This window comes from Sulfitobacter sp. M22 (genome assembly GCF_021736025.1).
In the GTDB taxonomy this organism is placed as follows: domain Bacteria; phylum Pseudomonadota; class Alphaproteobacteria; order Rhodobacterales; family Rhodobacteraceae; genus Sulfitobacter; species Sulfitobacter litoralis.
Map to the genome: position 1 here is coordinate 2509700 of NZ_WMEC01000001.1, position 26558 is coordinate 2536257.

21 protein-coding genes are annotated in these 26558 nt (G+C 57.7%); 13 read left to right on the top strand and 8 right to left on the bottom strand.

Translation table 11 applies throughout. The features are described from left to right. Positions 1–11: 11 nt before the first annotated feature. From GLP52_RS12375 to GLP52_RS12385, 3 genes are all read left to right on the top strand, one after another. Positions 12–1523, top strand: coding sequence for a heme biosynthesis protein HemY (locus tag GLP52_RS12375; RefSeq protein ID WP_237273559.1), 1512 nt, complete (start codon positions 12–14; stop codon positions 1521–1523). 161 nt (positions 1524–1684) lie between these two features. After that, positions 1685–2389 carry a fumarylacetoacetate hydrolase family protein gene (locus GLP52_RS12380; RefSeq protein ID WP_237272548.1) on the top strand — a complete coding sequence of 235 codons (705 nt, stop codon included), beginning with the start codon at positions 1685–1687 and terminating at the stop codon, positions 2387–2389. A gap of 92 nt (positions 2390–2481) precedes the next feature. Then, positions 2482–2976 carry a c-type cytochrome gene (locus GLP52_RS12385; protein ID WP_237272549.1) on the top strand — a complete coding sequence of 165 codons (495 nt, stop codon included), beginning with the start codon at positions 2482–2484 and terminating at the stop codon, positions 2974–2976. Between the two features lie 63 nt (positions 2977–3039). Here GLP52_RS12385 and GLP52_RS12390 read toward each other — a convergent pair whose 3' ends face one another. The 4 genes from GLP52_RS12390 to GLP52_RS12405 form a co-directional block, all read right to left on the bottom strand. Further along, positions 3040–4035: a P1 family peptidase gene (locus tag GLP52_RS12390; RefSeq protein ID WP_237272550.1), complete on the bottom strand. Its 996-nt coding sequence runs from the start codon at positions 4033–4035 to the stop codon at positions 3040–3042. A 68-nt stretch (positions 4036–4103) separates the two neighbouring features. Further along, positions 4104–5690, bottom strand: coding sequence for an ABC transporter ATP-binding protein (locus GLP52_RS12395; protein ID WP_237272551.1), 1587 nt, complete (start codon positions 5688–5690; stop codon positions 4104–4106). Continuing rightward, a complete protein-coding gene (locus GLP52_RS12400) occupies positions 5687–6502 on the bottom strand; it encodes an ABC transporter permease (RefSeq protein WP_093732826.1) in 816 nt (271 codons plus the stop codon). Before GLP52_RS12400 ends, GLP52_RS12395 begins: the two co-directional genes overlap by 4 nt. Beyond that, a complete protein-coding gene (locus GLP52_RS12405) occupies positions 6499–7446 on the bottom strand; it encodes an ABC transporter permease (RefSeq protein ID WP_093732827.1) in 948 nt (315 codons plus the stop codon). Before GLP52_RS12405 ends, GLP52_RS12400 begins: the two co-directional genes overlap by 4 nt. Positions 7447–7618: 172 nt before the next feature. On the opposite strand from GLP52_RS12405, the gene GLP52_RS12410 reads away from it, so the two are divergent. The 5 genes from GLP52_RS12410 (at position 7619) to GLP52_RS12430 (ending at position 13651) form a co-directional block, all read left to right on the top strand. Then, positions 7619–8071, top strand: coding sequence for a hypothetical protein (locus GLP52_RS12410; RefSeq protein WP_237273560.1), 453 nt, complete (start codon positions 7619–7621; stop codon positions 8069–8071). A 620-nt stretch (positions 8072–8691) separates the two neighbouring features. Next, positions 8692–10005: an HlyD family type I secretion periplasmic adaptor subunit gene (locus tag GLP52_RS12415; RefSeq protein WP_093732829.1), complete on the top strand. Its 1314-nt coding sequence runs from the start codon at positions 8692–8694 to the stop codon at positions 10003–10005. A gap of 51 nt (positions 10006–10056) precedes the next feature. Next, complete coding sequence (locus tag GLP52_RS12420; RefSeq protein ID WP_237272553.1) at positions 10057–10977, top strand: glycosyltransferase family 2 protein; 921 nt, start codon at positions 10057–10059, stop codon at positions 10975–10977. A gap of 28 nt (positions 10978–11005) precedes the next feature. Continuing rightward, on the top strand, positions 11006–12463 hold the full coding sequence (locus GLP52_RS12425; RefSeq protein ID WP_093732831.1) for an oligosaccharide flippase family protein: 1458 nt from the start codon (positions 11006–11008) through the stop codon (positions 12461–12463). 9 nt (positions 12464–12472) lie between these two features. Beyond that, positions 12473–13651 (top strand): acyltransferase family protein, encoded by a 1179-nt coding sequence (locus GLP52_RS12430; RefSeq protein WP_237273561.1) that lies wholly within the window; start codon positions 12473–12475, stop codon positions 13649–13651. Here GLP52_RS12430 and GLP52_RS12435 read toward each other — a convergent pair. Continuing rightward, on the bottom strand, positions 13538–15625 hold the full coding sequence (locus GLP52_RS12435) for a hypothetical protein (RefSeq protein WP_237272555.1): 2088 nt from the start codon (positions 15623–15625) through the stop codon (positions 13538–13540). The two genes, GLP52_RS12430 and GLP52_RS12435, sit on opposite strands and share 114 nt — an antisense overlap. A 252-nt stretch (positions 15626–15877) precedes the next feature. Between GLP52_RS12435 and GLP52_RS12440 the strand changes: the two genes are divergently transcribed. Further along, positions 15878–17086, top strand: coding sequence for an O-antigen ligase family protein (locus GLP52_RS12440; RefSeq protein WP_237273562.1), 1209 nt, complete (start codon positions 15878–15880; stop codon positions 17084–17086). Between the two features lie 137 nt (positions 17087–17223). Then, a complete protein-coding gene (locus GLP52_RS12445) occupies positions 17224–18990 on the top strand; it encodes a type I secretion system permease/ATPase (RefSeq protein WP_237272557.1) in 1767 nt (588 codons plus the stop codon). A 75-nt stretch (positions 18991–19065) separates the two neighbouring features. On the opposite strand, the gene GLP52_RS12450 is transcribed toward GLP52_RS12445, so the two are convergent. Beyond that, positions 19066–20544 carry an ABC transporter substrate-binding protein gene (locus tag GLP52_RS12450; protein WP_237272558.1) on the bottom strand — a complete coding sequence of 493 codons (1479 nt, stop codon included), beginning with the start codon at positions 20542–20544 and terminating at the stop codon, positions 19066–19068. Between the two features lie 143 nt (positions 20545–20687). Between GLP52_RS12450 and GLP52_RS12455 the strand changes: the two genes are divergently transcribed. Further along, positions 20688–21959, top strand: coding sequence for an Hsp70 family protein (locus tag GLP52_RS12455; RefSeq protein ID WP_237272559.1), 1272 nt, complete (start codon positions 20688–20690; stop codon positions 21957–21959). A 15-nt stretch (positions 21960–21974) separates the two neighbouring features. Here the strand turns inward: GLP52_RS12455 and GLP52_RS12460 are convergent, their stop codons facing one another. Both GLP52_RS12460 and GLP52_RS12465 read right to left on the bottom strand, forming a co-directional pair. Then, positions 21975–23255 (bottom strand): acetylornithine deacetylase/succinyl-diaminopimelate desuccinylase family protein, encoded by a 1281-nt coding sequence (locus GLP52_RS12460; RefSeq protein ID WP_237272560.1) that lies wholly within the window; start codon positions 23253–23255, stop codon positions 21975–21977. Between the two features lie 100 nt (positions 23256–23355). Continuing rightward, positions 23356–24606, bottom strand: coding sequence for an aminotransferase class V-fold PLP-dependent enzyme (locus GLP52_RS12465; protein ID WP_237272561.1), 1251 nt, complete (start codon positions 24604–24606; stop codon positions 23356–23358). A 120-nt stretch (positions 24607–24726) separates the two neighbouring features. Here GLP52_RS12465 and GLP52_RS12470 point away from each other — a divergent pair, with 120 nt between their 5' ends. Both GLP52_RS12470 and GLP52_RS12475 read left to right on the top strand, forming a co-directional pair. Next, positions 24727–25578 (top strand): formate/nitrite transporter family protein, encoded by an 852-nt coding sequence (locus GLP52_RS12470; RefSeq protein WP_093732139.1) that lies wholly within the window; start codon positions 24727–24729, stop codon positions 25576–25578. A 53-nt stretch (positions 25579–25631) separates the two neighbouring features. After that, entirely contained in the window at positions 25632–26558 is a 927-nt protein-coding gene (locus GLP52_RS12475; RefSeq protein WP_237272562.1) for a YihY/virulence factor BrkB family protein, read from the top strand.

Consider the following 26558-nt stretch of genomic DNA (forward strand, 5'->3'; position numbering starts at 1 on the left):
GAACCTGATTTATGCTTTGGTCACTGATTAAGATCGTTGTGTTCGTTGCGGTGATTGCCGCCATCACATGGGGCGCATCGTTCCTGCTGGAAAGCTCGGGCGGGTTGCAAGTGACTGTGATGGGCACCGAATACAGCTTTGGCCCGCTGCAATCCGTGATCGCGGTGGTGCTGTTGGTTGTCGCCGTTTGGATCTTGCTCAAGATTTTTGCACTGCTCGTTGCGGTTTGGCACTTCTTGAACGGGGACGAAACGGCGCTGTCGCGTTATTTCGACCGCAACCGCGAACGTAAGGGATACGAGGCCCTATCCGAAGGCTTGATGGCGCTGGCCAGTGGCGAAGGGCGTCTGGCAATGGCCAAGGCCGCAAAGGCAGACAAATATCTTGAACGTCCTGACCTGACAAACTTGCTGATTGCGCAAGCTGCTGAACTGGCAGGTGACCACCGCAAGGCGGAAGAAACCTATCGCAAGCTGGTGACCAACGAACGCACCCGTTTCGTCGGTGTGCGCGGCATCATGAAGCAAAAATTAGCCGAAGGCGACACTGAGACAGCGTTGAAACTGGCCGAGAAAGCCTTTGCCATCAAACCGAAGCATTCGGAAACCGGCGATGTACTGCTTAAGCTGCAAGCCGAGAAAGAAGACTGGGCCGGCGCACGTCAAACGCTGAACACCAAACTCAAGAACGGCCAGATGCCGCGTGACGTACACAAACGCCGCGACGCCGTGCTTGCCCTCTCTGAGGCGAAAGACATCATCGCCGAAGGCAACAGCATCGAAGCCCGCGAAGCCGCGATCGAAGCGAACCGTCTGTCGCCCGATTTGATCCCTGCGGCCGTGATGGCCGCGCATGGGTACATCGATCAGGGCAAACCGAAATACGCGGCCCGCGTGCTGAAAAAGGCATGGAGCGTGCAGCCGCATCCCGATCTCGCCGGTGCATTCGCCGCGATCCAGCCGGATGAAACGCCGAAAGAGCGGCTGAAACGCTTTACCGCGCTGACACGCGTGCAGCCGGACCATCCCGAAACCAAGATGCTGCTGGCAGAACTGAACATCGCCGCCGAGGATTTCCCGCAGGCGCGCCGGTCTTTGGGTGATCTCGTCGAAACCGATCCGACGGCCCGCTCGGTCACTCTGATGGCCGCCATCGAACGGGGCGAAGGCGCGTCGGACACGGTTGTCAAAGGATGGCTGGCACGCGCCCTAACGGTATCGCGCGGCCCGCAATGGATCTGTGACAACTGCCACCACATCCACGCAAACTGGAAACCGATCTGCGAAAACTGCCACAGCTTCGATACGCTGGCGTGGAAAACGCCGCCCATGTCCGAAGTCGCGATGCCCGGCGGCGTGCAGATGCTGCCACTTATTGTGGGCGCGCTGGAAGACAACTCCGGTGCCGATGCAAAGCCAGCAGTCGCCACCCGCGCCGATATCGAGGACGCAGAGCTGATCGACGACGCGCCCGAGGGCACCGTCGATCCGGTTGAAAAGCCAGCGACCCAGCCCGAGAAATAGCGCGTTATCTACAGGTTAACGAAAACAAAGGCCGGCACGCATTGTGTCGGCCTTTTGCTTGGGGACAGGCCCTATCGGGCGTTTTGGTGTCTTATCTGGTGACGGCGCCTGCGCAGGGGCGTATGCAGGGCAGTAACACGATAAAGCAAAGGATATGCCCCATGCCCGCTGATGAATTCGTATTTCCCCCCGCCCCTCAGGCCAGTCTGGCGGTGCAGGGCACAGACGCCCGCTTTCCCATTCGTCGGATTTTTTGCGTTGGCCGCAACTACGAGGCGCATGCCCGCGAGATGGGCAATGACCCGACCCGCGAGGCACCGTTCTTTTTTACCAAACCCGCCGATGCCGCGCTGGATACACCCTGCACGATCCCCTATCCGCCCCAGACAGAGGATCTGCACCACGAGATTGAACTGGTCATTGCCATAGGCAAAGGCGGGCGCAACATCGCCGAGGAAGACGTGATGGATCACGTCTGGGGCGCCTCTGTCGGGATCGACCTGACACGCCGCGATCTGCAGGCCGAGGCAAAGAAAGCAGGGCGTCCATGGGATTGGGGTAAAGCGTTCGACAACTCGGCCCCGATTGCGCCGCTGAAACCCATCGCCGATGTGCCATCGGTTGAACAGGGACGCATCTGGCTGGCTGTGAACGGGACAGTGCGACAGGACGCCGATCTGGCAGATCTGATCTGGTCGGTGCGCGAACACGTGGCGATCTTGTCGCATTCCATGTCGCTTGCACCGGGTGATATCATCATGACGGGCACACCAGCCGGCGTTGCGGCCCTTGTCGAAGGGGATGTCGTGACCGGCGGTGTGGACGGGATCGCGACGCTTGAGGTCACGATAGGCCCCCGCGCCTGAAACCCCAACATCGCCCCGCGAAAACAGGCCCCCGTTGACATATGGGAGCCTGAGCTAGGTTAAACGATGATGAATGAATATGGGAAATCGCAATGAAATATCTTTATAGCGCACTACTCGCCACCGTGATCGCGGGTCCGGCACTGGCAGACAGCCACAGCATGGGCGACGCCGAAGCTGGCGAAAAGCAGTTCGGCAAATGCAAAGCCTGCCACATGATCGTCGACGACGCAGGCGAAACCTACCAGCGCGGCGGCAAGGTCGGTCCGAACCTTTTCGGGATCATCGGCCAACAAGCGGGCACCGTCGAAGACTATCGCTACGGCGATGATCTGGTCGCGGCCGGCGAAGCGGGTCTGGTCTGGGACGAAGCCAATATGGCCGAATATCTGGTCAACCCTACCGATTTCCTGCGCACCACACTGGATGATAAAAAGGCACGTTCGAAGATGTCGTTCAGAATGCGCAAAGGCGGCGAAGACGTCGCGGCCTATCTTGCAACTTTCTCGCCTGAGGCTGAGGCTGAGGCAGAAGCTGACGCAGATGCGCCAATGGCCAAGGATTCCGAGGCCGAGAAAACCGAATAAGCGGCTCTAACCCGCGTAAAAGGCCCGCGTTCCCAGATGGGGACGCGGGTTTTTTTATGCGTATCAGCTGTTGAGGTCCGACCAGCAGGGCAACAGATCGCCCGCTGCTGGCGTAGCAAAATAGGCTGCCCGCGCAATGGCTCGTGCCAGACACAGTGACGCGGCATGGCCGATCAACGGCAGGATGCTCTCGGTGACCTCATGTGCCGCCGTACTGAGGCCAAAAACTAGATCACCGTCATAAGGCGTGTGGGCAGGCACCGTCGCACGCCCGATCCCGTCATGGGCGGCAACAGACATGCGTTGGCATTGTGCCTTTGTTAGGATCGCATTTGTGGCAACAATCGCGATGGTGGTATTTTCACGCGGCGACATCGAAGCCATCTTGCGGCTCTCCATTGTCATCCCAAGCCCCGTTGCAGGGTCCGTACCCCTACCGCCAAATTCGCCATTCACCTCAAAGGGGGCGGCATAGAAATACTTGTCGCCCGGCGTGGTGAGCGCGCCCACCGGATTGGCCGCGACCAGCGCGCCCACTATCGTGCCATCGGGTAACTCTAGCGAAGCTGATCCAAGCCCGCCCTTGACCATCGCACTCAGCGCACCGGTGCCGGCACCAATGGTGCCAAGGTTGAAGTCCGCTGTCGCGGCGTCATAGGCCGCACGCCCCAAGGCGCGGTAGGGGTTGTGCTCCCAATTCTTGTCACCGCCGTTGAGCAGGTCAAACAGGATCGCCCCCGGCACCAGCGGGATCGTGGCATCGCCCAGCCGGAACCCGCGCCCGGCAGCGCGCAGCGCGTCGACCACGCCCGAACAGGCATCCAGCCCGTAGGCCGACCCGCCCGACAGCACCAGCGCATCTACTGCGGCGACCGATTTATCGGGGGCGAGCAAATCCGTCTCGCGCGTGCCGGGGGCACCGCCCATCACATGGACAGAGGCGGTGAAGGGGGCATCCGCCAGAAGCACCGTCGTGCCTGATTTCAGCGCATCGTCCTGCGCATTGCCCACCCGCAGACCGGGCACATCGGTGATGAGATTTCTGGGTCCGGGTTTCATAGGGCAGTGCCTTTGGTTGGTGCGGGACGCGCCGCGGGGAGTTTATTTGGCAAAATGAAGCTGGGGCATCACAGGTCCGGCAAACGTGGCGCAGCGGCGAGGAGTTTTTGAGTGTAGGGGTGCTGAGGTTGGTCGAAAACCTCGGCGGTGGCACCTTGTTCAACGATCTGGCCGGATTTCATCACCAGCACGCGATCCGTGATTGTGCGCACCACAGACAGGTCATGGGAAATGAACAGGTACGTCAGGTCATAGGCGCTGCACAGCTCTGCCAGCAGATCAAGAATTTGCGCTCGCACAGAAACGTCCAGCGCGCTGACCGCTTCGTCAAAGAGGATCAGGTCAGGGCGGATAATCAACGCACGGGCAATGGCGATCCGCTGGCGCTGGCCGCCCGAGAATTCATGGATATATTTGGTCGCATCATCGGGGGACAGGCCCACGGCGATCAATGCGTCGGCGATGGCATCGGTACGGGCGCTGCCGCTTGGGGGGGCTGGCAGCAGGTGGAAAGGTTCGGTGATCAGCCGGTCCACGCGGTGTCGCGGGTTGAAGCTGCCGAACGGGTCTTGAAACACCACCTGCATTTTGCGGCGCACATCAAGGTTGGCTTTGGTGCCGCTAAAGACTGCGGTGCCGTCAAGTGTGATGCTGCCCGATTGCACGGGTTCTAGACCCAAAAGCGCACGTGTCAGGGTCGATTTTCCGCAGCCGCTTTCACCCACGAGGCCCAGGCGTTCGCCCCGTTGCAGCGTAAATGAAACATCATCCACTGCGCGGAACCGCCCCGGTTTGCCGAACAGCGTCTTGCGCGGCAGGGCGTAGTCGCGGCTGACGTTTTCCACTTTTAGCAGCGGTTGCGGGGGTGGGGCCTTGGGCAGGGCGACCGCATGGGTCGAGGCGGCAAACAGCATCTGTGTATAGGGGTGGCGCATGGTTTGCAGCAGGTATTGTGTGTGCCCCTGTTCGACGATCTCTCCCTTGCGCATGACGATGATGCGGTCGGCCATAGCGGCGACCACCGCCAGATCATGGGTGATCATCAGGAGCCCCATCCCGTCGTCCCGGGCCAGCGATTTCAGCAGATCAAGGATCTGCACCTGCGTCGTGACATCCAGCGCGGTGGTCGGTTCATCGGCGATCAGCAATCGCGGCCGCAGCGCGATGGCCATGGCGATCACTACCCGTTGGCGTTGCCCGCCCGACAGCTCGTGTGGGTAGCGGGTCAGCGGAAAGCGATCGTTGGGCAAGCCGACCCTTTCAAGCGTTTCGGCCGCCCGCTTGGCAGCGGCTTGGCGAGACACGGTTTTGTCATGGATGCGAATGGTTTCAGCGACCTGATGCCCGATGGTCTGCACGGGGTTCAACGCGGTCATCGGTTCTTGAAACACCATGCCGATGTCATTGCCGCGGATGGCGCAGAGCTCGGATTCAGGCAGGGCCAGCAGGTCTTGATCCCCCAGCATGATATGACCGCGCGCCTGCGTCCCCTTCGGCAGCAGTTGCATCGCCGCCAGCGCGGTCATGGATTTGCCAGAGCCGCTTTCGCCGGTCACGGCCACGATCTCTCCGGCATCGACGGACAGGGTGACATCATGCAGGATGTCGAACCGGTGGATCGCCAGCGACAGGTTGGTGATACTCAGCAAGGTCATTTACGGGTCACCCGCAGCCGTGGGTCCAGTGCATCGCGCAGCCCGTCGCCCATCAGGTTCAGCCCCAGCACCGTCAGGATAATCGCAAAGCCGGGCACCAGCGCCATATGCGGCGCGATGCTTACCATGGTTTGCGCGTCGGCCAGCATGCGGCCCCAGGAAGGTGTCGGCGGTTGCGCACCAAGCCCGACATAGGACAGCCCTGCCTCGGCCAGAATACCAAGGCTGAACTGGATCGTGCCCTGCACGATCAGTAGGTTTGTCACATTGGGCAGGATATGTTCGACCGAGATCCGCGCCGCCGATTTGCCCGCGACCCGCGCGGCAAGGATGAACTCACGCTCCCACAGGCTGAGCGCGGCGCCGCGGGTGATGCGCGCAAAGACGGGAATGTTGAAAATGCCGATGGCGATGATCGCGTTGATCGCGCTGGCCCCGAAGATCGCCGTGATCAGGATCGCGATCACCAGCGAGGGGAAGGCAAAGACAAGATCATTCCCGCGCATGATGATTTCATCCACCAGCGACCCGCGTTTGGCTGCGGCCCACAGACCAAGCGGCACGCCAAGGCCCATGCCGATGCCCACGGCCACCAGCGCCACGGCGATAGAGGTGCGCGCGCCGACCATGATCATGCTCAGGATATCGCGGCCAAAGTGATCGGTGCCCAGCAGATGAGCGCCGCCGACCCCTTGCAGCTTGTTCGGGATATCCATCGCCGTATGGGAAAACGGCGTCCAGACAAAGGACACAAGTGCGGACAGCAGAAAGACGGATGTCAGCAGCGCGCCAAGGATCAGGTTCCGGTTCAAGCGCGCGCCCTCAGACGCGGGTCAACCGCCGCATAGGCCAGATCCACAAGGAAGTTCACCAGGATAACCGAAAACACCAGAAGCATGACCACGGATTCCACCACGATCAAATCCCGCGCCGAGATGGATTGAAACACCAGCCGTCCGAGCCCCGGCAGATAGAACACCTGTTCAATGATGATCGACCCCGCCAGCAGGAACGAAAATTGTAGCCCGATGATCGTCAGCACCGGGATCAGCGCATTGCGCAACCCGTGACGCCACAGCGCTTGTCTTTCGGTCAGCCCTTTGGCGCGGGCCGTGCGCATGTAGTCTTCGCCCAAGACATCAAGCAGCGCAGACCGCATGACCCGCGCTAGGATCGCAGCTTGCGGCAGGGCCAGTGCGATGGCGGGCAGGGTCAGGGCATGCAGCCCCGTCAGCACGCCTTGTTCCCAGCCGACAAAACCGCCGGCGGCGAACCAGCGCAAATTGATCGCAAAGATCAGCACGAGGATCATGGCGAACCAGAAATTCGGCACCGCGACACCCAGCTGCGTGGCTCCCATGACACCGACATCGCCTGCTTTGCCACGCCGCGCCGCCGCGTAGATACCCGCTGGAAACGCGATCAGCGTCGACAGCCCAAGTGCATAGAGCGCCAGCGGCATGGATACCCAAAGTCGCGCGGCAATCATGTCGGAGACCGGGGTGCGGTAGGTGTAGGAGGTGCCGAAATCCCCCTGCAGCAGCCCACCGACCCACGCAAGATAGCGTGCTGGTTTCGATACATCGAGCCCAAGCTCACTGCGCAGCGCGGCAAGGGTTTCAGGCTGGGCGTTCATCCCCAACATAAAGGAGGCAGGGTCACCGGGGGCAATTTCGATAACGGTAAAGATCACCAGCGATGCAACAGCCAGGCTGATACAAAGCGAGAGCAAACGTTTGAGCAGATACCGGATCATGAGGCCGAAGGTAGGCGTGCAAATCAACAGCGTCCAGCGCAGAAAAACCTTTTTAAGGCGAACGGGTTACCGCGTGCTCTCTTTTTGGTGAAGCGAATTGATCTCTGACTGCGGAACCAATGCGCGCAATGCGGAGTTGGTCAGGCAGAAACGAGAATTTAGGAGATTAACGATGACCAATACATTTAAAACCCTCGTCATCGCCGCCCTCATGGGTACCGTATCTGCTCCAGCATTCGCAGCTGCACACGCCAGTTCTTCTATGACTTGCGCTGAATTCAATGAGCTGTCGAAAGACGATCAGATGATGGTGGCCTCCGCCGCGATCGCAGAGATCGACGATGGTGACAATGGTGGCTCCATGGGCAACTCTGGCCGTGACACAGGTGATACAACCACCACCACAACTGTAACAGCTGCTGAAGCAACCGACGATGAATCTGAAGAAGGTTCACTCGAAGGTGACCTGCAAGCTGTTGAAGGCACAGGTGGCAACACCGCTGAATCCAACATGACGGCTGAGCCAATGGACGAAGCCGCGATGGAAAGCTTCTTGGTTGTATGTAACCAGAACCTTGACGCAACAGTCGGCGAAGCCGCTGCTGGTCTGCCAGGCGACAAATAAAACATAGGCCCTTAGGGTGTTTTCCAAGGCGGGTGCAGTGATGTGCCCGCCTTTTGCGTGTCTGGCGTAGGTATCAGGAGACAGGCCGAGCCGCGGGTTTGCTCAGGCATTGTATCGATGCCGACCTTGTCGGGGTTCTAGCGAGCAAGTGAACCGAGGTCGGTCTTGGATAGATTTGGGGTAATGCGTCCCTGAGGCGTGGATTAAATCCAAATCGGAAACAATGATACCGAGCCATGCCGCGAGTATACATGCCGAGCCTAGCGCCTAAAATTCGCCTAAAAAGCGCGGTGTTTGGCGGTATGACCGGATTGGACAAAGAATAGGGCAACTTCCTGCCGTGCAAGCCTGGTCTGCCTTGCTGATATTGTCACAGCGAGAAATCGGCTAACGATCTGAAATTCTTATATTTTGCATATAAACTCTGCACGAAAACGGGCGAACTTCACGGCTATGCAATGCCAAATCGCTGCTACTCCTTGCCTTCCCCCGAACCTCTGACCTCACATCTGCCGTCACATTCCCGCCGCAAGTACGCCGCCGTCGGGCCCTAAGTCGCAGCCCATGATGCAGGACAGCCTCGACACCCACGTTGGGCCTGTCACGACAAGGAGCCTACCATGCAACATCCTGAAACCACCTCTCCCAAGACGGGCCTTTGGCACCTGACCGCCGGCGTGACTGCGGCAATCTTCTGCTTGGCGGGGGTGCTCGGAGGATGGGCCGCGACGACGCAGATTGCGGGGGCGGTGATTGCGACGGGTCAGATTGATGTGGCAGGAAAACCCAAGGTGATCCAGACGGTCGATGGCGGCGTGCTGGCAGAACTGACGGTTCAGAGCGGCGATATCGTAAAGGCGGGTCAGGTGCTCGCGCGGTTTGACGCGGCTGCCTTGCAAATCGATTTGCGCATGGCCCGCGCCCGGCTCGCCGATGCGATCGGGCTGCGTGCCCGGCTCGAAGCAGAGCGGGATGGCAGCGCTGTGCCGGGGTTCGATACGATCGAGTTGCCCGATAGCATTCGCCCGCTGGATATGACCCAAGCGCGGGCAGGGCAGAGCGCAATATTCAAAGCGCGCGCCCAGATGCGTGCTGGTATGCTTGATCGTATCTCCAGCAATCTTGACGCTGTCGACATGCAGGTCACTGGCATCAACGGGCAGATTTTTGCTTCAGAGCAGCAGCTTGCGATCCTTTCGGATGAGCTGACCAGCCTGTCGGTCTTGGTTGCAAAAGGGCTGGCACCGCAGGTGCGGCTGTCACAGTTGCAATCCTCTCAGGCGGGATTGCGCGGTGATCTGGCCGCCCGTCGGGCAGAGCTCGCCCAATTGATCCACCAGCGCGGGACCCTCAAACTGGAACGCCTGCAAGCGGACCGTCGCTTTCAGGAAGAGGTTGCGCTTGAACTGCGCGAGGTGAACGCCGCTGTACAACAGCTTGTTCTGGCCACCATCACCCGCCAAGCGCAGATGGACCGTATCGTCATTCGCGCGCCTGCGGATGGCATGGTGCATGAGCTGCGGGCGACGACAGTCGGGGGGGTCGTGGCAGCGGGCGCAACCTTGATGGATATTGTGCCGCAACGCGAGATGTTCGAATTCGAGGTACGTGTCGACCCGCGCTCTATCAATCTGGTGCGCTATGAGCAGCCCGCAACCATTGTGCTCTCTGCGTTTGATCCGCACACGACGCCGCGCTTGACCGGTACCGTGCGGGGTATCTCTCCGAAGGTGGTGATTGATTCAAACACCGGCGAGAGTTTCTACCGGATCAGCCTCGAAATCCCGAACACCGAGCTTAGCCGTCTGCCCGCATCTGCCCGTCTGGTACCCGGCATGCCGATCGAGGCATTCTTGAAAACAGGGGACCGAACCGTGCTCAGCTATCTGGCTGAACCTATCAGCAGCCAGCTTCGGCGGGGGTTCCGCGGCTGATCCGCCACCAGCCTTAGCGAAATATTTACTATCTTCCGGTCTTAAAGGAGGATGAACTCCGCGCCCGCCTTGCCCAGCATCACTGTTGTGATTCCACATCTGAACCAACCCGATGCCCTTGCACGCTGCCTCGCTGCGCTTGCGGGGGGCACGATTGAACCGGCCGAGGTTATCGTCGTCGACAATGGCTCTGTAAGATTGCCGAAAGAGATTGTTAACGATTACCTATGGGTATCCCTGATCAAACAGACGATCCCCGGCCCCGGCCCAGCCCGTAATCTTGGTGCGGCACGGGCGCAGGGTGCAGTCCTTGCCTTTTTGGACGCAGATTGCCAGCCCGATCCCCCCTGGCTAGAGCGTGCTGCAAAACGCCTGCAGCGGGACCCCGATACGATTCTCGGCGGGGATGTTCGCATCGCGTGTGGGCCGGGTGACAAATTGGACGCAACGACAGCCTACCAAGCGATTTTTGCCTACCGAATGGACCACTACATCGCACGTCAGGGGTTTACGGGGACCGGGAATCTGATCGTGCATCGCAAGGTGTTTCTTGCAGTCGGGCCGTTCAAGGGGCTGCGCTTTGCCGAGGATCGCGACTGGGGGCAGCGTGCCACAGCCGCGGGGCATCGCATGGCTTTTGCGCCCGAGTTGATTGTCCATCACCCGCCCCACACGGCTTCAGGGTTGCGAGCGAAATGGGACCGGCAGCTTGCCCATGACTGGGTGCGATGCAGCCGACACAGGGACAAGATCTGGTGGGCAGCTAAGTCGCTGCTGCTCATTGCTTCGCCTCTAGGTGCCGTGCCGCAGATTTTTATCAGCGCCCGGATCAACGGCAGGCGTAACCGCGTAATGGCGTTCATCGGTCTAGCCTCTGTTCGCCTATATCGTGCCAAGCGCATGTTGCATCTGCTGTATGGAAACGACCCGAACCGGCTGTTGCAGCGGTGGAACCGTTTTGATCTGCCATGATGTTCCCCCAAGTCCGACGCGGGCGGCAATGATCCGCGCCTTCAGCTTTCTTCTGTCGGGTAACGCCTGCGCCGCCGGAATTTTACTCCTGCGAACGGTGCTAATCTCGCACCTCATCAACCTAGAGAATTTCGGCATCGGCGCGAGCCTTGTTCTCTCACTAACATTGATAGAGATGCTGACCGCTCTCGGGTTCCAGCAACAAATTGTAAACGCGCCACATGGGGATGACCCAAACTATCACAGCGCTCTGCACGGTGTGGCGATGATACGTGGTGTGTTCGGTGCGGGGGTGATTTTGGTGTTCGCCCCTCCTATGGCCGATGCCTTCGGACTTTCGCATCTGGTGTGGGCGTTTCAACTGATGGCGGTGGTGCCACTGATGCAGGGGGGGGTGCACCTTGATGTTTACCGCCAGACCCGCCAGCACAAACATCGCGCTGCAGTATGGATCGCACTGGCCCCACCGCTTGGCTCGTTGATTGCGGTAATGCCGCTGTCGGTTCTCTTCGATGATTTCCGGATCATGCTCGGTGCGCTTCTGGTTCATATGGCGCTGGGCACCCTCGTGCACCATGCAGTCGCAAAGCGCCCCTACCGGCTGCGGCTCAACCTCGCTATCACGCTGCACAGTTTGCACTTCGGGTGGCCCCTAATGGCCAGCGGCGCAGTGATGTTTCTTGTGTTCAACGGAGAACGTGCCATCGTCGGTCGGTTCTTGGGGCTAGAGCCATTGGCCCTTTTCTCAATGGCGGTATCCCTGACGCTGGTGCCGTCGCTGGTCCTGATGCGCAGCACGATGAGCTTTTTCCTGCCGCGTCTAACGGCTTGTGGCGGGCCCAATGCGTTTGCGGACTGTGCGGTCAACACGCTCCGCGGCCATATCGTACTTGCGGGCGCGATGGTGGCGTTGGTCAGCCTGCTTGGTGCGCCATTCGTGCAGTACGTCTTGGACGACACATACCGCGCGGCCCTACCGCTGCTCACACTTATGTCGGTGGCGCAGGCCCTACGGGTTGTCAAAGGCGGTTGCGCAATCGTGGCGCTGGGCAAAGGGTTTCGCAAGACCGAGCTGATGACCGATCTTTTGCGTATCGCGTTTCTACCCTTAGCCGCATGGAGCGTCATACAGGGCGCAAGCCTGGTCCGCGTGGTGCAAATCGCGGCGCTGGGCGAAGGCGCTGGGATGGTGATTGCGCTGCTATGGATGAATCGGGTGCAACATGTGCCGCTGCGCCCGCTTGGGCCACCCATGCTCTGGTTGGCAGGCACGCTAATTTGGGCGGTTCTTACGCATGAAGATCCTCTTGGCTACCGGATTGCGGGCTTCATGATGCTGTTCGCGTGGATGGCTATGACGTTGATCGGGATACGCAAAATTTTAACGAGAAAAGGAACAGATGATGGGATGGAGCCTCCTGCGGTCCCGGGTTGTTTGGGCAATAACAACGGTCTGCATATCAGGCTGTGGTCGAAAAATTCTTAACCCTTTTTCATGACAACAAGTATCAAACGGGCAAGATTGTCCGACCTTGCCGTCGGGCGCGAAAACCATTTCAACCTGATCCGCTTTTTCGCGGCAGGGGCGGTGCTGGTCTCTCATGCGTGGCCGCTCGCCCTTGGGCGGGGTACGGTAGAACCATTGAAAGACGCGCTTGGGTACTCCTTGGGTGAGCTCGCGGTTTTTGTCTTCTTTGGCCTTTCCGGTTTCTTTATCGCGGGCAGCTTTGCACGGCAGTCATCTGTTTTTGCTTTCATTTTGGCGCGCGCGTCCCGTCTTTTGCCGGGGTTGGCTGTATCGATCCTTTTCGTTGCGTTAATCATCGGCCCGCTGGTCAGCACGCTTGACCTCGCAAGCTACTTTTCCCACCCGGACACGGGGCGGTTCGTTGTCCAAAATATCCTGATTTTCAAGCCAGTATATACGTTGCCAGGCGTGTTCACGGATAACCCTTACCCTGCCGTTGAAGGGTCCATCTGGACCCTTGCGCATGAGGTCGCCTGCTATGCGTTGATCCTGCTGCTCGGCCTCGCGGGGGTACTGCAGCGAAAGTCGATGACGGCGGGGCTGGCGGTGCTATACCTTCTGAGTTGGATCGCCATGCCAACCCTTCAAGAGTTCGTTCATCCGCGTATACAGCAGACGCAGGAGCTTTCATTCCCTTTTGTGATTGGCGCAGCATGCTGGATCTGGCGCGCACATATCTTCTTGTGGTGGCCCATCGTGCTCGTATCAATTGGGCTGGCATGGGCCACGCAAGGCACAGTTCTCGCTTTCCCGATGTTGGCATTAACCGTGACTTATAGCAGTTTATGGGCGGGATACTGCAGGGTACCGCCTCTGCTTATGTTCAATAAAGTCGGTGATTATTCATACGGTATATATGTTTACGCGATGCCCCTACAGGGTTTGACCGTTTGGCTATGGGGCGACGTGACGCCGGTTGCAAACATAGCTATGGCGCTCCCGTTAACCTTGATCTGCGCCATCATATCTTGGCATTGGGTCGAAAACCCCGCGCTGACTTTTGGCGGAAAAGCAGTCAGCGCGGGCAACAGCTTAGGCGGCCGAAAACACAGCCCCGATAAAGGCCCCTTCGGCCACCGGCGTGTTGCCAAACAGATCGGTCGAATAGGGCATGTTTTCAGGCGCAACCTTGGGGAGCGAAGATGACGCGGCAGGCACATAGCTGCCCCCGCCTGTATTATCTCCACTGTGAGAGCGATCATGAACCCAAGGTGTCGCGATATGAGCAACCTCCCGAACCGAAGGGAACTCCCCCAACCATGATGACGCGCCATACCCGGGTTCATTGCTCGATCCGGCGATAGCGACATTGTCGGCCCATCCGACTTTGTACCTCGCAGGCCAGTTTCCGGTATTTGAAGTTTGAGCGGAAAATATGTCGCTTTTTATGTTTATGCGGTGAAATAAATTATTTCGGAAGGAGCCCGACTTAGGGACGTTTACCGCACCATCCAGATACAGCAAATTTGCGCGTTCTCCCGCGATGGTATTGTTGTGAAAGACAATATTCTGCGCCGGATTTTCATCGCTATCCGCATTCAGTCGCAACGCGGCATTGGTAGACGTGCCCCAGCTTTCGATTATATTCCCGACGAATGCAAAACCGCGCTGGCCGATTTCGGTTCTTATGGCGACAATAGCGTTTGTTGCGCTGCCGTTGCTAAACTTATTCCAACCTAGGAAGGTCCCAACCATCGCAGGCCGGTCGCCAACCGGCGCACGCAACGTAAATTCGTCAAGGTCACAACAGCCTACCGCATTATACGTAATGGTGCCGGCGCAGCCCTTGCAGCCGATCGCGCTGACCATGATTGCCTCTGTCGAGAAAGAGTTTCCCTGACGGGGATCATTTCCTTCGCTTGCCGTGCAGTTGATCTGCACAAAACGTCCGACGCGATAGACCCAAGCCCCATAACTTCCCATTTCATTTGCATCCCAAGCGCAATTTTCAGCGATTAACAGATTTTCAGCCGACGCCGCTCCGCTGTCTAGAAAGACGGAGTTCGGCCCGCCCTTTCGCAAAGTTAAGTCACGCAACCTCAGGCGCGTTGGGATCCCGTTGAACCGATTGACGCCACCATCCGTCAGGACCGTGGTATCACGTTTGGCAGGATCAGACGCCGCAATGCACAAAGGGATGTCGGACGAGTGGCCCTCGGTTTTGAAAGGGGTAAGCGCATGTACCCCTTCGGCCAATAGGATAACTCCGCCACCGGCGTCATCTACCCGCCCGTGGTGCGCAGCGTTCAGGTCCTTTATTGCCCCAGCGGCTGCAACGATGGTCGCGAAGGGCGAAGTTGCGGAATCTACCCGAGCTGTTGCCACTTGGCCCGTTGCGTCATCGCCAGTCGTTGAGTCTACCAGTGCATAAAAGGCTCCATATCCTCCATTCGTGTCATTTAACAAACGTAGTATCGTGAGGTTCGGGGACGGGTAGGGATCGGCCCCAATTGAAAGTGTAAAAGCCTCCCCCACCCAAGGGTAGATCGTAGCGTCGACCGTCAGCAGCACCCCCTGAGCAAGGCTGGATAAATCAACATTGGCCGCGAAATGTGGGATTTGCAGACCTGAGGCTTCAAACCTCAAACTGCTTTGCATTGTCGCTAACTGGGTTACCTCATTTCCAACGGCATCCTTGACGATAAATTTGACGGCAGCGACGGGCTGCCCGTCCCGAGCATGGGCGTGCGCAACTGCGAGACGTAGTTCATGCGTAACGCTGACAACGCGTTCGCGATCATGGTTTAACCACATCGCAATTGGCTGGGGCGCTGAGCGCATGCTGTGGTTAGATGCACCTTCAATACTATCGGCGGTGTAAACAAATTCGGAACAAGCAATCGAGTTGTCCGTAAAATTTGATTGATCAGGATAAGGCTGCCTGACCCGACCGGTGAGATCGACCGTTGTTTCAGCTAAGGTCGGCGTGGCAAACCGATCAAATCCCGGGCGAGAAACCAACAATTTTTGTGGTTCTGACGCATTCAAATAATGCGTCATGTCGCTTTGTAATACTTGCCAGCCATCAGCCAAAATTTCTGTATTGGGCAAAGAATTTAGAGCATAAGGCTCTGCCCCAGTTTGCCCCAATTTCATCCCCACACCGAGTGTCATTTGCATAGTCGGCCCCTTGCGATCAGTTTGCTCAAGCCGTGAGGTATATCAGTGAGCCGATAGCGTTGCTTCGAACAGGGAGCGGGCGGGAGCAGGATTAATTTTTACGTAATATTAATGTTTAGCCCGCAGGGTTGTTCTAGTCGCCGATGCAGCTTTTGAGAGGGCAACTATGATTTGGATTTAAAATACCAATACATGCCAGTACGGTGCTGCGTGGCAAAGCGACGCCTGATGGGCCGAAGCACGCCTGTCTCGATGGTAGTGCTTATCTATATGCTTTTGTTGCTGTTGCCGGCGGGCTTTAGCATCGGGTCGGTCTATCTGACTGGCACTAGGATCCTTCTGGCTTGCGTCATCGTACCGCTTGCTGTGCGTTTGTTTTGTGGGCATTTCGGGCGCATCCAACTAACGGATATTTTGTTCCTGCTACATTTTTTGTGGGTTGGGCTCTCCTTAATGATTAACAATCCCGAGCAAGCGACGGAAAACGCGGGGTCCGTTGGAGTTGAGTTCCTAGGGGGCTACTTGATTGGACGCGCCTATGTCCGAGACAGGCATAGTTTTGCTGCCTTAATAAAAATTCTGACGACGTTGATTGTGCTCTGCTTTCCCCTCGCTGTGATCGAAGCCCAAAACGGCACGTCGGTTCCGATCCAGCTTTGGCAAATGACAGGTCTGTCTACGCCGCCTGACCTTTCGATCGATCGCCGGATGGGACTGGAGCGCGTTCAGCTCGCTTTCGAACATCCCATTCACTGGGGCTTATTTTGCACTATTGCCACGTCGCTCTATTTTGTCGGCTTGGCGCGGCAGCACAGTTTTGGATTGCGGCTAATGATACTGGCGGTGATTTGTGCCAGTTGTTTCCTGTCCCTTTCCAGCGGTGCACTACTCGCCGCTCTCGTCCAGATAGGTCTGATACTATGGGGCTTCTTGTGTCGAAGACTCGCGCAAAAGTGGATTGTTCTCTCAGTTGGTGTGGCGGCCCTCTACATTCTCGTTGATCTAATCTCTGACCGCGCCCCAATCCAAGTTTTCATGAGCTACGCCACATTTTCGGCTCAAAGTGCCTATTGGAGATCGGCGATATTTCAATGGGGCATGGTTAATATCTGGAGTGCGCCGGTGACAGGGATTGGGCTGCATGATTGGCTTAAGCCGATCTGGATGCACACGACAAGTATCGACAATTTTTGGCTTTTTATCGCAATGCGTTTTGGGCTGCCCGCGTTTGCTTTTCTGACCGTCGGTTATGGACTCGCACTTTGGCGAGTTGGCCGCATAAATTTCCAGGAAGACCCTACATTACGACAGATGCGACGTGGCTGGGTTTTATGCTTCGTCGGACTAAGCCTATCGCTGTCCACGGTACATATTTGGGGTGCCATCTACGGGTTCGTCTTTTTCGTATTCGGAGCGGGGCTTTGGATGTTGGACGAAACACCGAGTTCGCCGCACGAATAATATCCAATTTGACCTATCAAGACGTTTAGCCGACGCCAAATTTTGCAGTCTAGTAAGGAAATTCCTTTAACTCAGATACAGGGTCGCGAGGAATTGCCGGCCAAAATGATCGAATTGTATTTGGGATTATAGGTAACGTGCCCACGCTAAATCTCTATGGCATCGCGTTAAAGGCTCAATCAGGTGGGATAGTGCTGCTCGTCGCGATAAGTGGGATAGTAAATCTTTTGATGCTGACTGGGTCAATCTATATGATCCAGATATACGACCGTGTCTTGCCGAGCGGATCTATTGTGACCCTGCTTGGATTATTCGGGATTGTGCTGCTTCTATACTGTTTTCTGGGCCTATTCGATCTCACAAGGCAACGGCTTTTGGCGCGCATTTCAGTGCGCATGGACCTTGCGCTTGGGGCGGCGTGCTTTGGTGATTGGATCAGCGTTCAAGAGCATAGCCGCGCGCAGGGAGGAGGGGAGCTGTCGCCTCTGCAGCAGCTGGTTCACCTTAGGCGATTGTTGTCCAGCCCTGCATTCGTGTGCGTGTGTGATATGCCGTTTGTACCGATATTCCTGGTGGCGCTGTATCTCATTCATCCATGGCTGGGGACAATGGTTCTCGCAGCGGCTGCGCTGGCCTGTGGCATGGTGGTGTTCGGCCGCTGGTTGACGCGTAGAACAGGTATCGCCTCTGTCGCTCAAGACACTATTCTCACTGATATGTCATATCAAAGCCGCCGACTGACCGAGCCATTGCGCGCCATGCGTATGGAGGATGATCTTGCGGCATATTGGCTAGGATTGCAGCGCAGTAGCCTGGTTTGGCACCAACGGTTGCATTTTGCCCCTGAAGCGCTGGCAGCCTTTAGCAAAACATTTCGACTGATGTTGCAATCGGCGATCCTGACGGTGGGTGCTGTTCTTGTTATTCAGGGAAAAATTTCCGCTGGGATGATTATGGCGGCATCCATCTTGGCAGGGCGCGTACTGGCACCCATTGACCAAATCACCGGTGGCTGGCGGCTAATCGCTGGCGGTTGGGCCGCACATCGACAGCTACATACCTATTTTGAACACTATGCGCCGACGCTCGAAGCGGTTGAGCTCCCCGCGCCGACAGGGCGCATATCGGTTTCATCTGTTTCTCAGACACCAGCCCCTCCGCGGGGGGACGGTTCACAATATAGCCTACAGGACATCACGTTCGACCTGCAGCCAGGAGATGGCCTGTGTATTCTAGGGGGTCTCGACGCAGGGAAAAGCGCGTTGGCAAAGCTCTTAGTAGGTATCTCGCCGCCGACCTCCGGTGAGGTCCGTTTTGATGCAGTCAAACTAAGTCTCTGGCCGTCTTCCCAGATCGGTCCTGCCATCGGCTATCTGCCTGAGGTGGTGGAGCTTTTGCCGGCTACGATCTTTGACAACATCTCGAGGTTCCGCGCCGAAGCCACAGATACGCAGGCTATCAACGCGGCCAAGCTTGCTCGGGTGCATGATGAGATTATGGCGCTCCCCGACGGCTATTCGACATTTTTAGGGAGGGGGGAGCAATCGGTTCTGAGCCAAGCACAGCTGCAGAAAATCGGCTTGGCACGAACCTTAGTTTTCGACCCTGCGCTCATCGTGATGGATGATCCTCGCCGATCCCTTTGCCGCTGCCCTGATGTCGAAGAAATCGTGCACGACGTCACACGCCATATGCGGAACAGAAACTGCACGGTGGTGATTACAGCGCGTCAGCCTTGCGCAATTTCGGCTTTGAATAAGGTATTAATCCTATCTGACGGGCGCATGAAACGGTTCGGCCCGACAGAGGAAGTCCTGGGGCAGCCATATCCGGCGCGGGTCGCGGCTAAGGTTAGGGCGTTGCCCTCGCGCGGAAATGATACTTCACAGGTGGGGAATAGATGACCTTGTTCATACGATCGAGGGCATTGGGCTCTGCATGCTGCGCCCAATGCCCTCTAAAGCAGCATGCTTGTTACATCAGTCCGTCCAGGAAACTCCGGTCAGATCGACAGCCTGTGTCGGTGCGTTGCGCCAAAGCCCGGTTAGTCCCGCCTTAGCGACAGAGAGCGAAGCAAGCTGGAAGAGGAACCCGTTGACGTAATCCTGAGAGATCATGGTTTGTGCCTCGCCCAGGACATCGTTGCGCATGTCGGGGTCTGTCGTTGTGTTCAACTTGGCCATTAACGTTTGGAAGTCGGGATTGTCGTACTGAAAGTAGTAGTCGGGGTTGGCATAGACGCCGATGTCCATCGGCTCGGTGTGGCTAACGATGGTCAGACCAAAATTCTTGCCCTTGAACACTGTTTCCAGCCACTGGGCCCATTCTACGTTGTTGATCTTGGCGGTGATACCGACTTCGGCGAGTTGCGCGGCGATGATTTCCCCGCCGCGACGGGCATACGAAGGGGGCGGCAGATCCAGTGTGGTTTCAAACCCATTGGCAAAGCCGGCTTCGGCCAGTAGCGCTTTGGATCTGTCGACGTCATACATGCTCAGCGCGGTTTGGTCGATGTAGGCTGGATTGTGGGGCGCGAAATGTGTGCCGATGGGCGTGCCATATCCGAACATTGCCCCGTCGATGATGGCTTGTCGGTCAATGGCGTGCGCTACCGCTTCGCGGACCTTCGGATTATCAAACGGAGGCTGCTTGTTGTTCATCGCCAGAATTGTCTCGCCCTCGGATGATCCGACAAGCACTTGAAACCGGGGGTCCGCTTCGAACTGCGGCAGGTTTTCAGGGGCGGGGAAGCTGACGAAAACGTCGACATCTTCCGCCATCATCGACGCGAATGCGGCCGTCGGGTCAGAGATGAATTTAAACGTGGCCATGTCCAGCGCAGCCGGTGTCCCCCAATAATTAGGGTTCTTTTCAATGCGGATATTGTCGCCCTGGGTCCAGCTGGTGAATTTGAACGCGCCGGTCCCGATGGGCAGCTGTTTGATGTTGTCGATGCTTTCGGGAGCCACAATCACCGCGTCGCCCCATGCGAGGTTGAACAACAGGTTTCCATCCGGCTTGGACAGTTTGATTTCAACGGTGGAGGGGTCAACGATGGTCACCTCGGAAATCGCGGCGAACAGCGCTTTTTGGGCATTTGCGCTGTCTTCGGCATTGATCCGATCAAGTGAAAATTTAACGTCGGCGGCGTCCATCGTCGTGCCGTCGTGAAAGGTCACACCGCTTTGCAACTTGAACGTATAGGTTAGGCCATCGTCAGCGATTTCCCAAGATTGCGCAAGTCCGGGTACGATTGATCCGTCCCCCATGAACCGCGTTAAGCCTTCGAAAACGTTGGAATAAAGCACAGAATCAATAGCCCCCGCCGCGGCGCTGGTTGGGTCCAGATGCGGTGGTTCAAGCTGCATCGCGACGGTGATATCGCTTTTCGCAGCGACGCCACTGGCCATCAGCGCGGCAGCGCAGGTGCCTATGATAAGTTTGCGAAGATGGGCCATATATCCCTCCTGTTGGAAATAATAAAAAATGTTAACCAGTTCTGTCAGGTTTGACCAGCGTCGGGTTCGCTGGACAATTATCGGTTGTGCCTTGTCTGTCTGCGGTTTATGCGCCGTTTTTTGAGGTTTTGCAGGGGCGCACCATGGCTACGATATCTACCACTTTGGGTATTGATTTCGGGACGTCGAACTCTGCCGCCGGCTATGCGATAGACGGCGTGCCGCACCTGATCAACGTCGAGGCTGGGCAGAACACGCTGCCGACCGCGCTGTTTTTCGATAATGAGGAAAAGCGCATCATTTATGGGCGCGGTGCCCAAAAGGCGTTGATCGGCGGCGAGGACGGGCGGTATATGCGCGCGCTCAAAAGTCTGCTGGGCACGCCGTTGATGCGGGAAAGCCGTGTTTTGTTGGGCAAGCGCATGGATTTCATCGCCATTGTGGCGAGCTTTCTAGCGGAGTTGAAAGCAAAAGCAGAGCGCGCCACCGGCCAGCAGTTTAATCGAGCGCTGTCCGGGCGGCCCGTGATGTTCCATAGCGCCGATCCCGCGCGGGATGCGCAGGCGTTGGTGGATCTGACCGAATGCTATACCCAAGCCGGCTTCAAAGACGTCCGTTTTATGCCCGAACCAGAGGCCGCGGCACTGGCCAACCGCGCTGTATTAGAGCCTGGCGATCTGGGGCTGATCGTCGATATTGGCGGCGGTACCTCTGACTTTACCCTGTTTCGGCAGGAAGGTGACGCCGGCATTCATATCCTCGCAAGCAAAGGCGTTCGCATTGGCGGTACGGATTTTGATCGGGAACTGAGCCTTCAGCACGTGATGCCGCATCTGGGGATGGGCAGCCAGATCAAGCATGTGTTCGGTGATGAAACCCACGCGGCGCCGCATGCCGTATTTGCCGATCTGGCGACGTGGCAGAAAATTCCGTTCCTTTATACCCGCGAACAACGCCGCGCCGTTGAGGATCTGGTGAAATACGCGGTAGAGCCCGAGCTGTTGAACCGCCTTGCCCGTGTCCTGGAAGACGAGCTTGGCCACGACATGGCCTTTGCCGTCGAGGCTGGAAAAATTGCCGCCAATGACCCTGATGCCAGCGCCCCGCCACAAATCGACCTAAAGATCGTCGAGCGCGGGCTGACGGTGCCGTTGCCGCAAGCGATGATGGCTACGACCTTGTCGGGGATGTCGACAGAGGTTGCTCAGGTGGCGACCGATCTGGCGGCGCAGGCGGAGGTAGAGACCGACGCCGTGACCAAACTGATCTTTGTTGGCGGGTCTAGTCTGATGGGGGTCATCGACCGCGCCATGCGCGACGCCTTCCCCCAGGCGGAGGTGCATCGGGGGGCCGCGATGACTGCAATCGTCGATGGGCTCGCTATCGCAGCGCCACACGCATTTTCCGACCTGTGACGGCGCGGGCTGACGCTATTCTTTCGGGAGCAGGAGCGTCTCTAGCGCGGCACCCATAACGCAGGCACTGTCTACCATATCGTCGATTCCGATGTATTCGTCAGGTTTATGCGCGAGCTCCAGCAGGCCCGGGCCATAGGCGATGCAGTTCTTAAGCTTGCCAATACGGTCGATGTGTTTTTGGTCATATGATCCCGGAGACGCGACGTATTCGGGCGCTTTGCCCATGATATTTTCAATCGCGTCGGCGACGGTCTTTACGACAGGGGCATCACGGTCGGTCATCGACGGCAGGACAGAGTTCAGTTCTGTCAGCTCATAGTCAAAATCGACCCGTGTTTCGCGTAGCCCTTCCAGCAGCGCGCGCACTTCGCCGCGCACCTGATCCAGCGGTTCTTCCAGCAGAAACCGCCGGTCGATGGTAATGCGGCAGCTGTCGGGGACGCAATGCGCCGGTAACCCGTCAAAGTCCGCATCGTTTTCCTTTTGTCCACCGTGTATCGAATTGATGTTCATGGTTGAACTGCGCGCCCCTTCGGGGACCACGGGCATATCGGTGTGGCGGGCGGCCATGGCCGGGAAAAGCTTGTTTTCGAACTCGGACAGCACCGCGCCCATGTGGCGCACGGCGCAGTCGCCTAGAAACGGCATCGAGCCGTGGGCGATTTCGCCCTTGGTTTCGATCTCGGCCCACCAGCCGCCGCGGTGACCCAGACAGATACGGTCTTTTTGCAACGGTTCGGGGATGATCACATGTTGCACGCGGTCGGGGTTGAAATGCCCGTGTTCTGCCAGATAGGCGACGCCACCATAGCCGCCGGATTCCTCATCCGCCGTGCCAGAGATTTCGATGGACCCGCTAAAGTCGGGATGTTGTTCGATAAAGGCTTCCGCCGCGATGATTGAGGCCGCCAGCCCGCCCTTCATATCGCAGGTGCCGCGCCCGTATATCTTGCCATCCGAGATTTCCGCCCCGAATGGGTCGAACGTCCAACCTGCGCCCACCTCGACCACGTCGGTATGGCTGTTAAAATGCACGCATTCGCCGGCCCTGCGCCCTTCGCGACGGGCGATGATGTTCCAGCGGGGGTATTTTTCGCTGTCGCCGGGGGTGCCAAACGCGCGGATCAGCTGCGTCTCGAACCCGTGCTGGCGCAGGCGGGTATCGAGGTATTCGCAGATCAGCCGATAGTCCTGCCCCGGCGGGTTCAACGTCGGGATGCGGATCAAATCTTGGGTCAGGGCGATCAGGTCGTCGCGCTTGGCGATAATTGCGGTAGAGAGTGTGCTTGTCATGGTGCCATGTTTGAACGGGCGTTCATATATGGCAAGCGAAGTTTGAAGTTGCCCCGTCGGATTTGAGTTTATTTTGCAAAATGAAGCCGCGAACGGACGTTTATGCGGCGATGTCTTTTATCGCGGTGAGCAGGGCGCGGACTTCGTCCATCGAATTGTAATGGCACAGAGAAACGCGTACCGCAGCATCCAGCCCCAGCGGCGTAAGGATATTGCCGGAGTAGTGATCGGCCTTGCGCACATGGGTCCGGATGCCTTGGGCGTTGAGCTTTGACACGATATCTGCAGCGGGCAGCGTGTCGAGGGTGAACGATACCAACCCCTCGCGGTCGGGGTTGTCTGTTCCGCCAAGGATGGTGACGCCCGCCAGATCAGCTAGTCCCGCAAGGTTGCCGGTACCGAACATCAGCGCGTTGGTAAGCTGATGCTCATGCGTGTGAATTGCAGCCGCGGCGGCCTCGATACGTGCGCGCGGATCGCTGGCGTCGGATACTTGCGCCCCCAGCCAGTCAAAATAACGCACCACATCCGAAAATGTCGCATAGGCTCCTGTGTCTCGGGTGCCCATTTCCCAGTTGCCAGCGGGACCGTTTGCCAGTGTTTCAATCGGCAGCGATGAAAGGCGATCAGAGGCCCAGGCGATGCCATAGCCGTGGCGCGAGAACAGTTTGTACGGCGAGATGACATATCCATCGATATCATAGCTGGCGATGTCGATATGGCCGTGGCTGGCGTGCTGGATGCCATCAACAAAGATAAAGGCGTCGGGAGAGACGGCGCGGATCGCGGCGCTGATGCCCGCCACATCGTTGGCAATTCCTGTAACTGGCGAGGTGTGCAAAATTGTAGCGACCCGTACCTCGGATGTCATCAAGGCAGCATAAGCATCGGGCGTGACCTGTCCTGTCGCGTTGTCGTGGGGCACGCTGATATATGGTTTGCCTGCCACATCGGCCCAGTGTTGCGCGGCGCTGCGCGAAGCGGGGTGTTCGACGGTGGACCCGATGACGGCACCGGGGGCGCTGCCCATGACCGCGGTGCGGATTAGACGGAACGACAGCTCGGTTCCGCTTTCGCCAACAAAGAACTGCCCGACGGGGGCGTTAAAGAACAGCGCCATGTCGGCGCGAGCCTTTTTGATAACATCGACCAGCGCATGGGATGCCGGATTATCGCGGCCTTGGTTGTCAGGGATCGCCGCGAATTTGGCAGAAGTATCGACGACAGATTTCAGCGTTAGCGCGCCGCCAGCGTTTTCGAAAAACACGCGCGGACCCTGAAACGGGCAGTTGTCTACATGGGCAAAGCTGTCGCGGATTGCTGTCATGACTTTGGGGTTATCGGTGAACATTCTAGCGCTCCGCTACGTTAAATTGTGTGCTTATGCAGTTTCTGCGCTAGTTTGAGGCTGGATAACAATGGTATTTTAAGGCCTCGGCCCTATTCCTTAGCCTTTTTCAGGAGCGCAAACATGGCCCCTCTTATTCAACGCAGGGTTTCGCGCAAGAAATCGCAAGACGCGCAGGCCGAAGAGAAATCTGTGAGCGAAGCGACGGCCCTGTCGCCCAAGCTGATTTACGAGGTTATCCGCCGCGAGGGCGAGGAAGAGCTGGCGCGCAGTAAGCGGTCTTTGATCTGGTCGGGCATCGCCGCTGGTATCATGATCAGCCTGTCGGTTCTGGGCGAGGCGGTGTTTCGCACCTATCTGCCCGATACGCCGCACCGGTTTTTGATCGAAAATCTGGGCTATTCGCTGGGGTTTCTGGCCGTAATCATGGGCCGGATGCAGTTGTTTACCGAAAATACCATTACGACCGTTTTGCCCATCATGCGGGCTAAGACATGGCATTCGCTGATGTGCATGTTGCGACTGTGGGGGGTCGTACTGGCAGCGAATGTGGTGGGCGCATTTGCCGCCGCGATGCTGTTCCTATGGACGCCAGCGATCTCGCCCGACGTGCTGTCGGCGATACTTGACCTGTCGCATCACGCAACCAGCATGGGGGCCTATCAGGGGTTCTGGCGGGCAATACCGGCGGGAGTGATTGTGGCGCTCATTGTTTGGATGATGCCGCAGGCGGATGAGACGTCTTTTTTCCTGATCTTGGTATTCACATGGCTCATCGCGGCAGGGGATTTTGCGCATATTGTTGCGGGATCGGTTGAGATGGCGGTGATGATCCTGAACGGTCAGCTTGGCGTATTTGCAGCGGTGTTCGAGTTTTTCCTACCGGTGCTTGCGGGCAACATTGTCGGAGGAACGATCATCTTTACGCTCGTGGCTTGGGGTCAAGTGCGCGATGAGGTAGAAGAAGACAAGTAGCGAATAATTGATGCGGTAGCTGTAGCGGCTGCAGAAGACAAGGATCAGGGCTTTTGGCAGAAAAATCGGTGGGCATCTTCAAGCTGTACTGGGACGCGTTGAAGGCTGCGCTGGTTGATATCGCCGATAAAAACGTATCGCTGATCGCTGCGGGGGTGGCATTTTATGCAATGCTGTCGTTGTTTCCGGCGATTGCGGCGTTGGTCACGATCCTTAGCCTGATCTCGGACCCGGTCGTTGTCATTGCCCAGCTTGAGGACATGCGTGGCCTGCTGCCGAATGATGTCTATGATATTTTGAACGATCAGGTTGTGTCTTTGGTGACGACCAGCACTGGCAAGCTCGGCTGGGCGGGTGCGGTCTCTGTTCTGGTGGCGATGTGGTCGGCGCGAGCGGGCGTTGGCGCGATGATGATCGGTTTGAACAGCGTCTATAGTGAGCGAAACAGGAATGCCGCACGACATTATTTCCGCGCACTTACGCTGACGGCAACCTTGGTGCTGGTCGGATTGATCGCACTTGTGACGGTGGTGATTGCGCCGATCGTCCTGTCGTTTATCCCGATGGGCGTGTTCGGTTATTTCGTGGCAGAGGTCATCCGGTGGAGCATCGCAATCACGGTCCTGCTGGCCGGTGTGGGCGTACTTTACCGATTTGGTCCGAACCGTCGTGCCGCGCGGATCGGCTGGCTTACATGGGGTGCCGTCTTTGCGGTATTTTCATGGGCCGTCGTGTCGATCGCCTTTAGCTATTACGTGGCGAATTTCGGGAATTACAATCAGGTCTACGGGTCCATCGGGGCTGTCATCGCCATGCTGGTCTGGCTGTGGATCAGCAGCTTTTTGGTATTGATGGGGGCCTCGTGGAACGCACAGGTGGAACTGCGCACACGTCCTGACAGCACCATCGGGCCTGATCGTCCGCGCGGGAACCGGGGCGCGTATGTTGCGGATAATCTGGTCGGTTTTTCAGAGGAATAA

What these genes read in the sequence shown, in the direction of transcription:
- GLP52_RS12405 (WP_093732827.1), bottom strand. Translation starts at nt 7,446, where the DNA reads ATGATCCGGTATCTGCTCAAACGTTTGCTCTCGCTTTGTATCAGCCTG.
- GLP52_RS12440 (WP_237273562.1), top strand. Translation starts at nt 15,878, where the DNA reads ATGGTAGTGCTTATCTATATGCTTTTGTTGCTGTTGCCGGCGGGCTTT.
- GLP52_RS12430 (WP_237273561.1), top strand. Translation starts at nt 12,473, where the DNA reads ATGACAACAAGTATCAAACGGGCAAGATTGTCCGACCTTGCCGTCGGG.
- GLP52_RS12390 (WP_237272550.1), bottom strand. Translation starts at nt 4,035, where the DNA reads ATGAAACCCGGACCCAGAAATCTCATCACCGATGTGCCCGGTCTGCGG.
- GLP52_RS12470 (WP_093732139.1), top strand. Translation starts at nt 24,727, where the DNA reads ATGGCCCCTCTTATTCAACGCAGGGTTTCGCGCAAGAAATCGCAAGAC.
- GLP52_RS12425 (WP_093732831.1), top strand. Translation starts at nt 11,006, where the DNA reads ATGATCCGCGCCTTCAGCTTTCTTCTGTCGGGTAACGCCTGCGCCGCC.
- GLP52_RS12450 (WP_237272558.1), bottom strand. Translation starts at nt 20,544, where the DNA reads ATGGCCCATCTTCGCAAACTTATCATAGGCACCTGCGCTGCCGCGCTG.
- GLP52_RS12460 (WP_237272560.1), bottom strand. Translation starts at nt 23,255, where the DNA reads ATGACAAGCACACTCTCTACCGCAATTATCGCCAAGCGCGACGACCTG.
- GLP52_RS12385 (WP_237272549.1), top strand. Translation starts at nt 2,482, where the DNA reads ATGAAATATCTTTATAGCGCACTACTCGCCACCGTGATCGCGGGTCCG.
- GLP52_RS12410 (WP_237273560.1), top strand. Translation starts at nt 7,619, where the DNA reads ATGACCAATACATTTAAAACCCTCGTCATCGCCGCCCTCATGGGTACC.
- GLP52_RS12465 (WP_237272561.1), bottom strand. Translation starts at nt 24,606, where the DNA reads ATGTTCACCGATAACCCCAAAGTCATGACAGCAATCCGCGACAGCTTT.
- GLP52_RS12375 (WP_237273559.1), top strand. Translation starts at nt 12, where the DNA reads ATGCTTTGGTCACTGATTAAGATCGTTGTGTTCGTTGCGGTGATTGCC.
- GLP52_RS12415 (WP_093732829.1), top strand. Translation starts at nt 8,692, where the DNA reads ATGCAACATCCTGAAACCACCTCTCCCAAGACGGGCCTTTGGCACCTG.
- GLP52_RS12380 (WP_237272548.1), top strand. Translation starts at nt 1,685, where the DNA reads ATGCCCGCTGATGAATTCGTATTTCCCCCCGCCCCTCAGGCCAGTCTG.
- GLP52_RS12395 (WP_237272551.1), bottom strand. Translation starts at nt 5,690, where the DNA reads ATGACCTTGCTGAGTATCACCAACCTGTCGCTGGCGATCCACCGGTTC.
- GLP52_RS12420 (WP_237272553.1), top strand. Translation starts at nt 10,057, where the DNA reads ATGAACTCCGCGCCCGCCTTGCCCAGCATCACTGTTGTGATTCCACAT.
- GLP52_RS12455 (WP_237272559.1), top strand. Translation starts at nt 20,688, where the DNA reads ATGGCTACGATATCTACCACTTTGGGTATTGATTTCGGGACGTCGAAC.
- GLP52_RS12435 (WP_237272555.1), bottom strand. Translation starts at nt 15,625, where the DNA reads ATGCAAATGACACTCGGTGTGGGGATGAAATTGGGGCAAACTGGGGCA.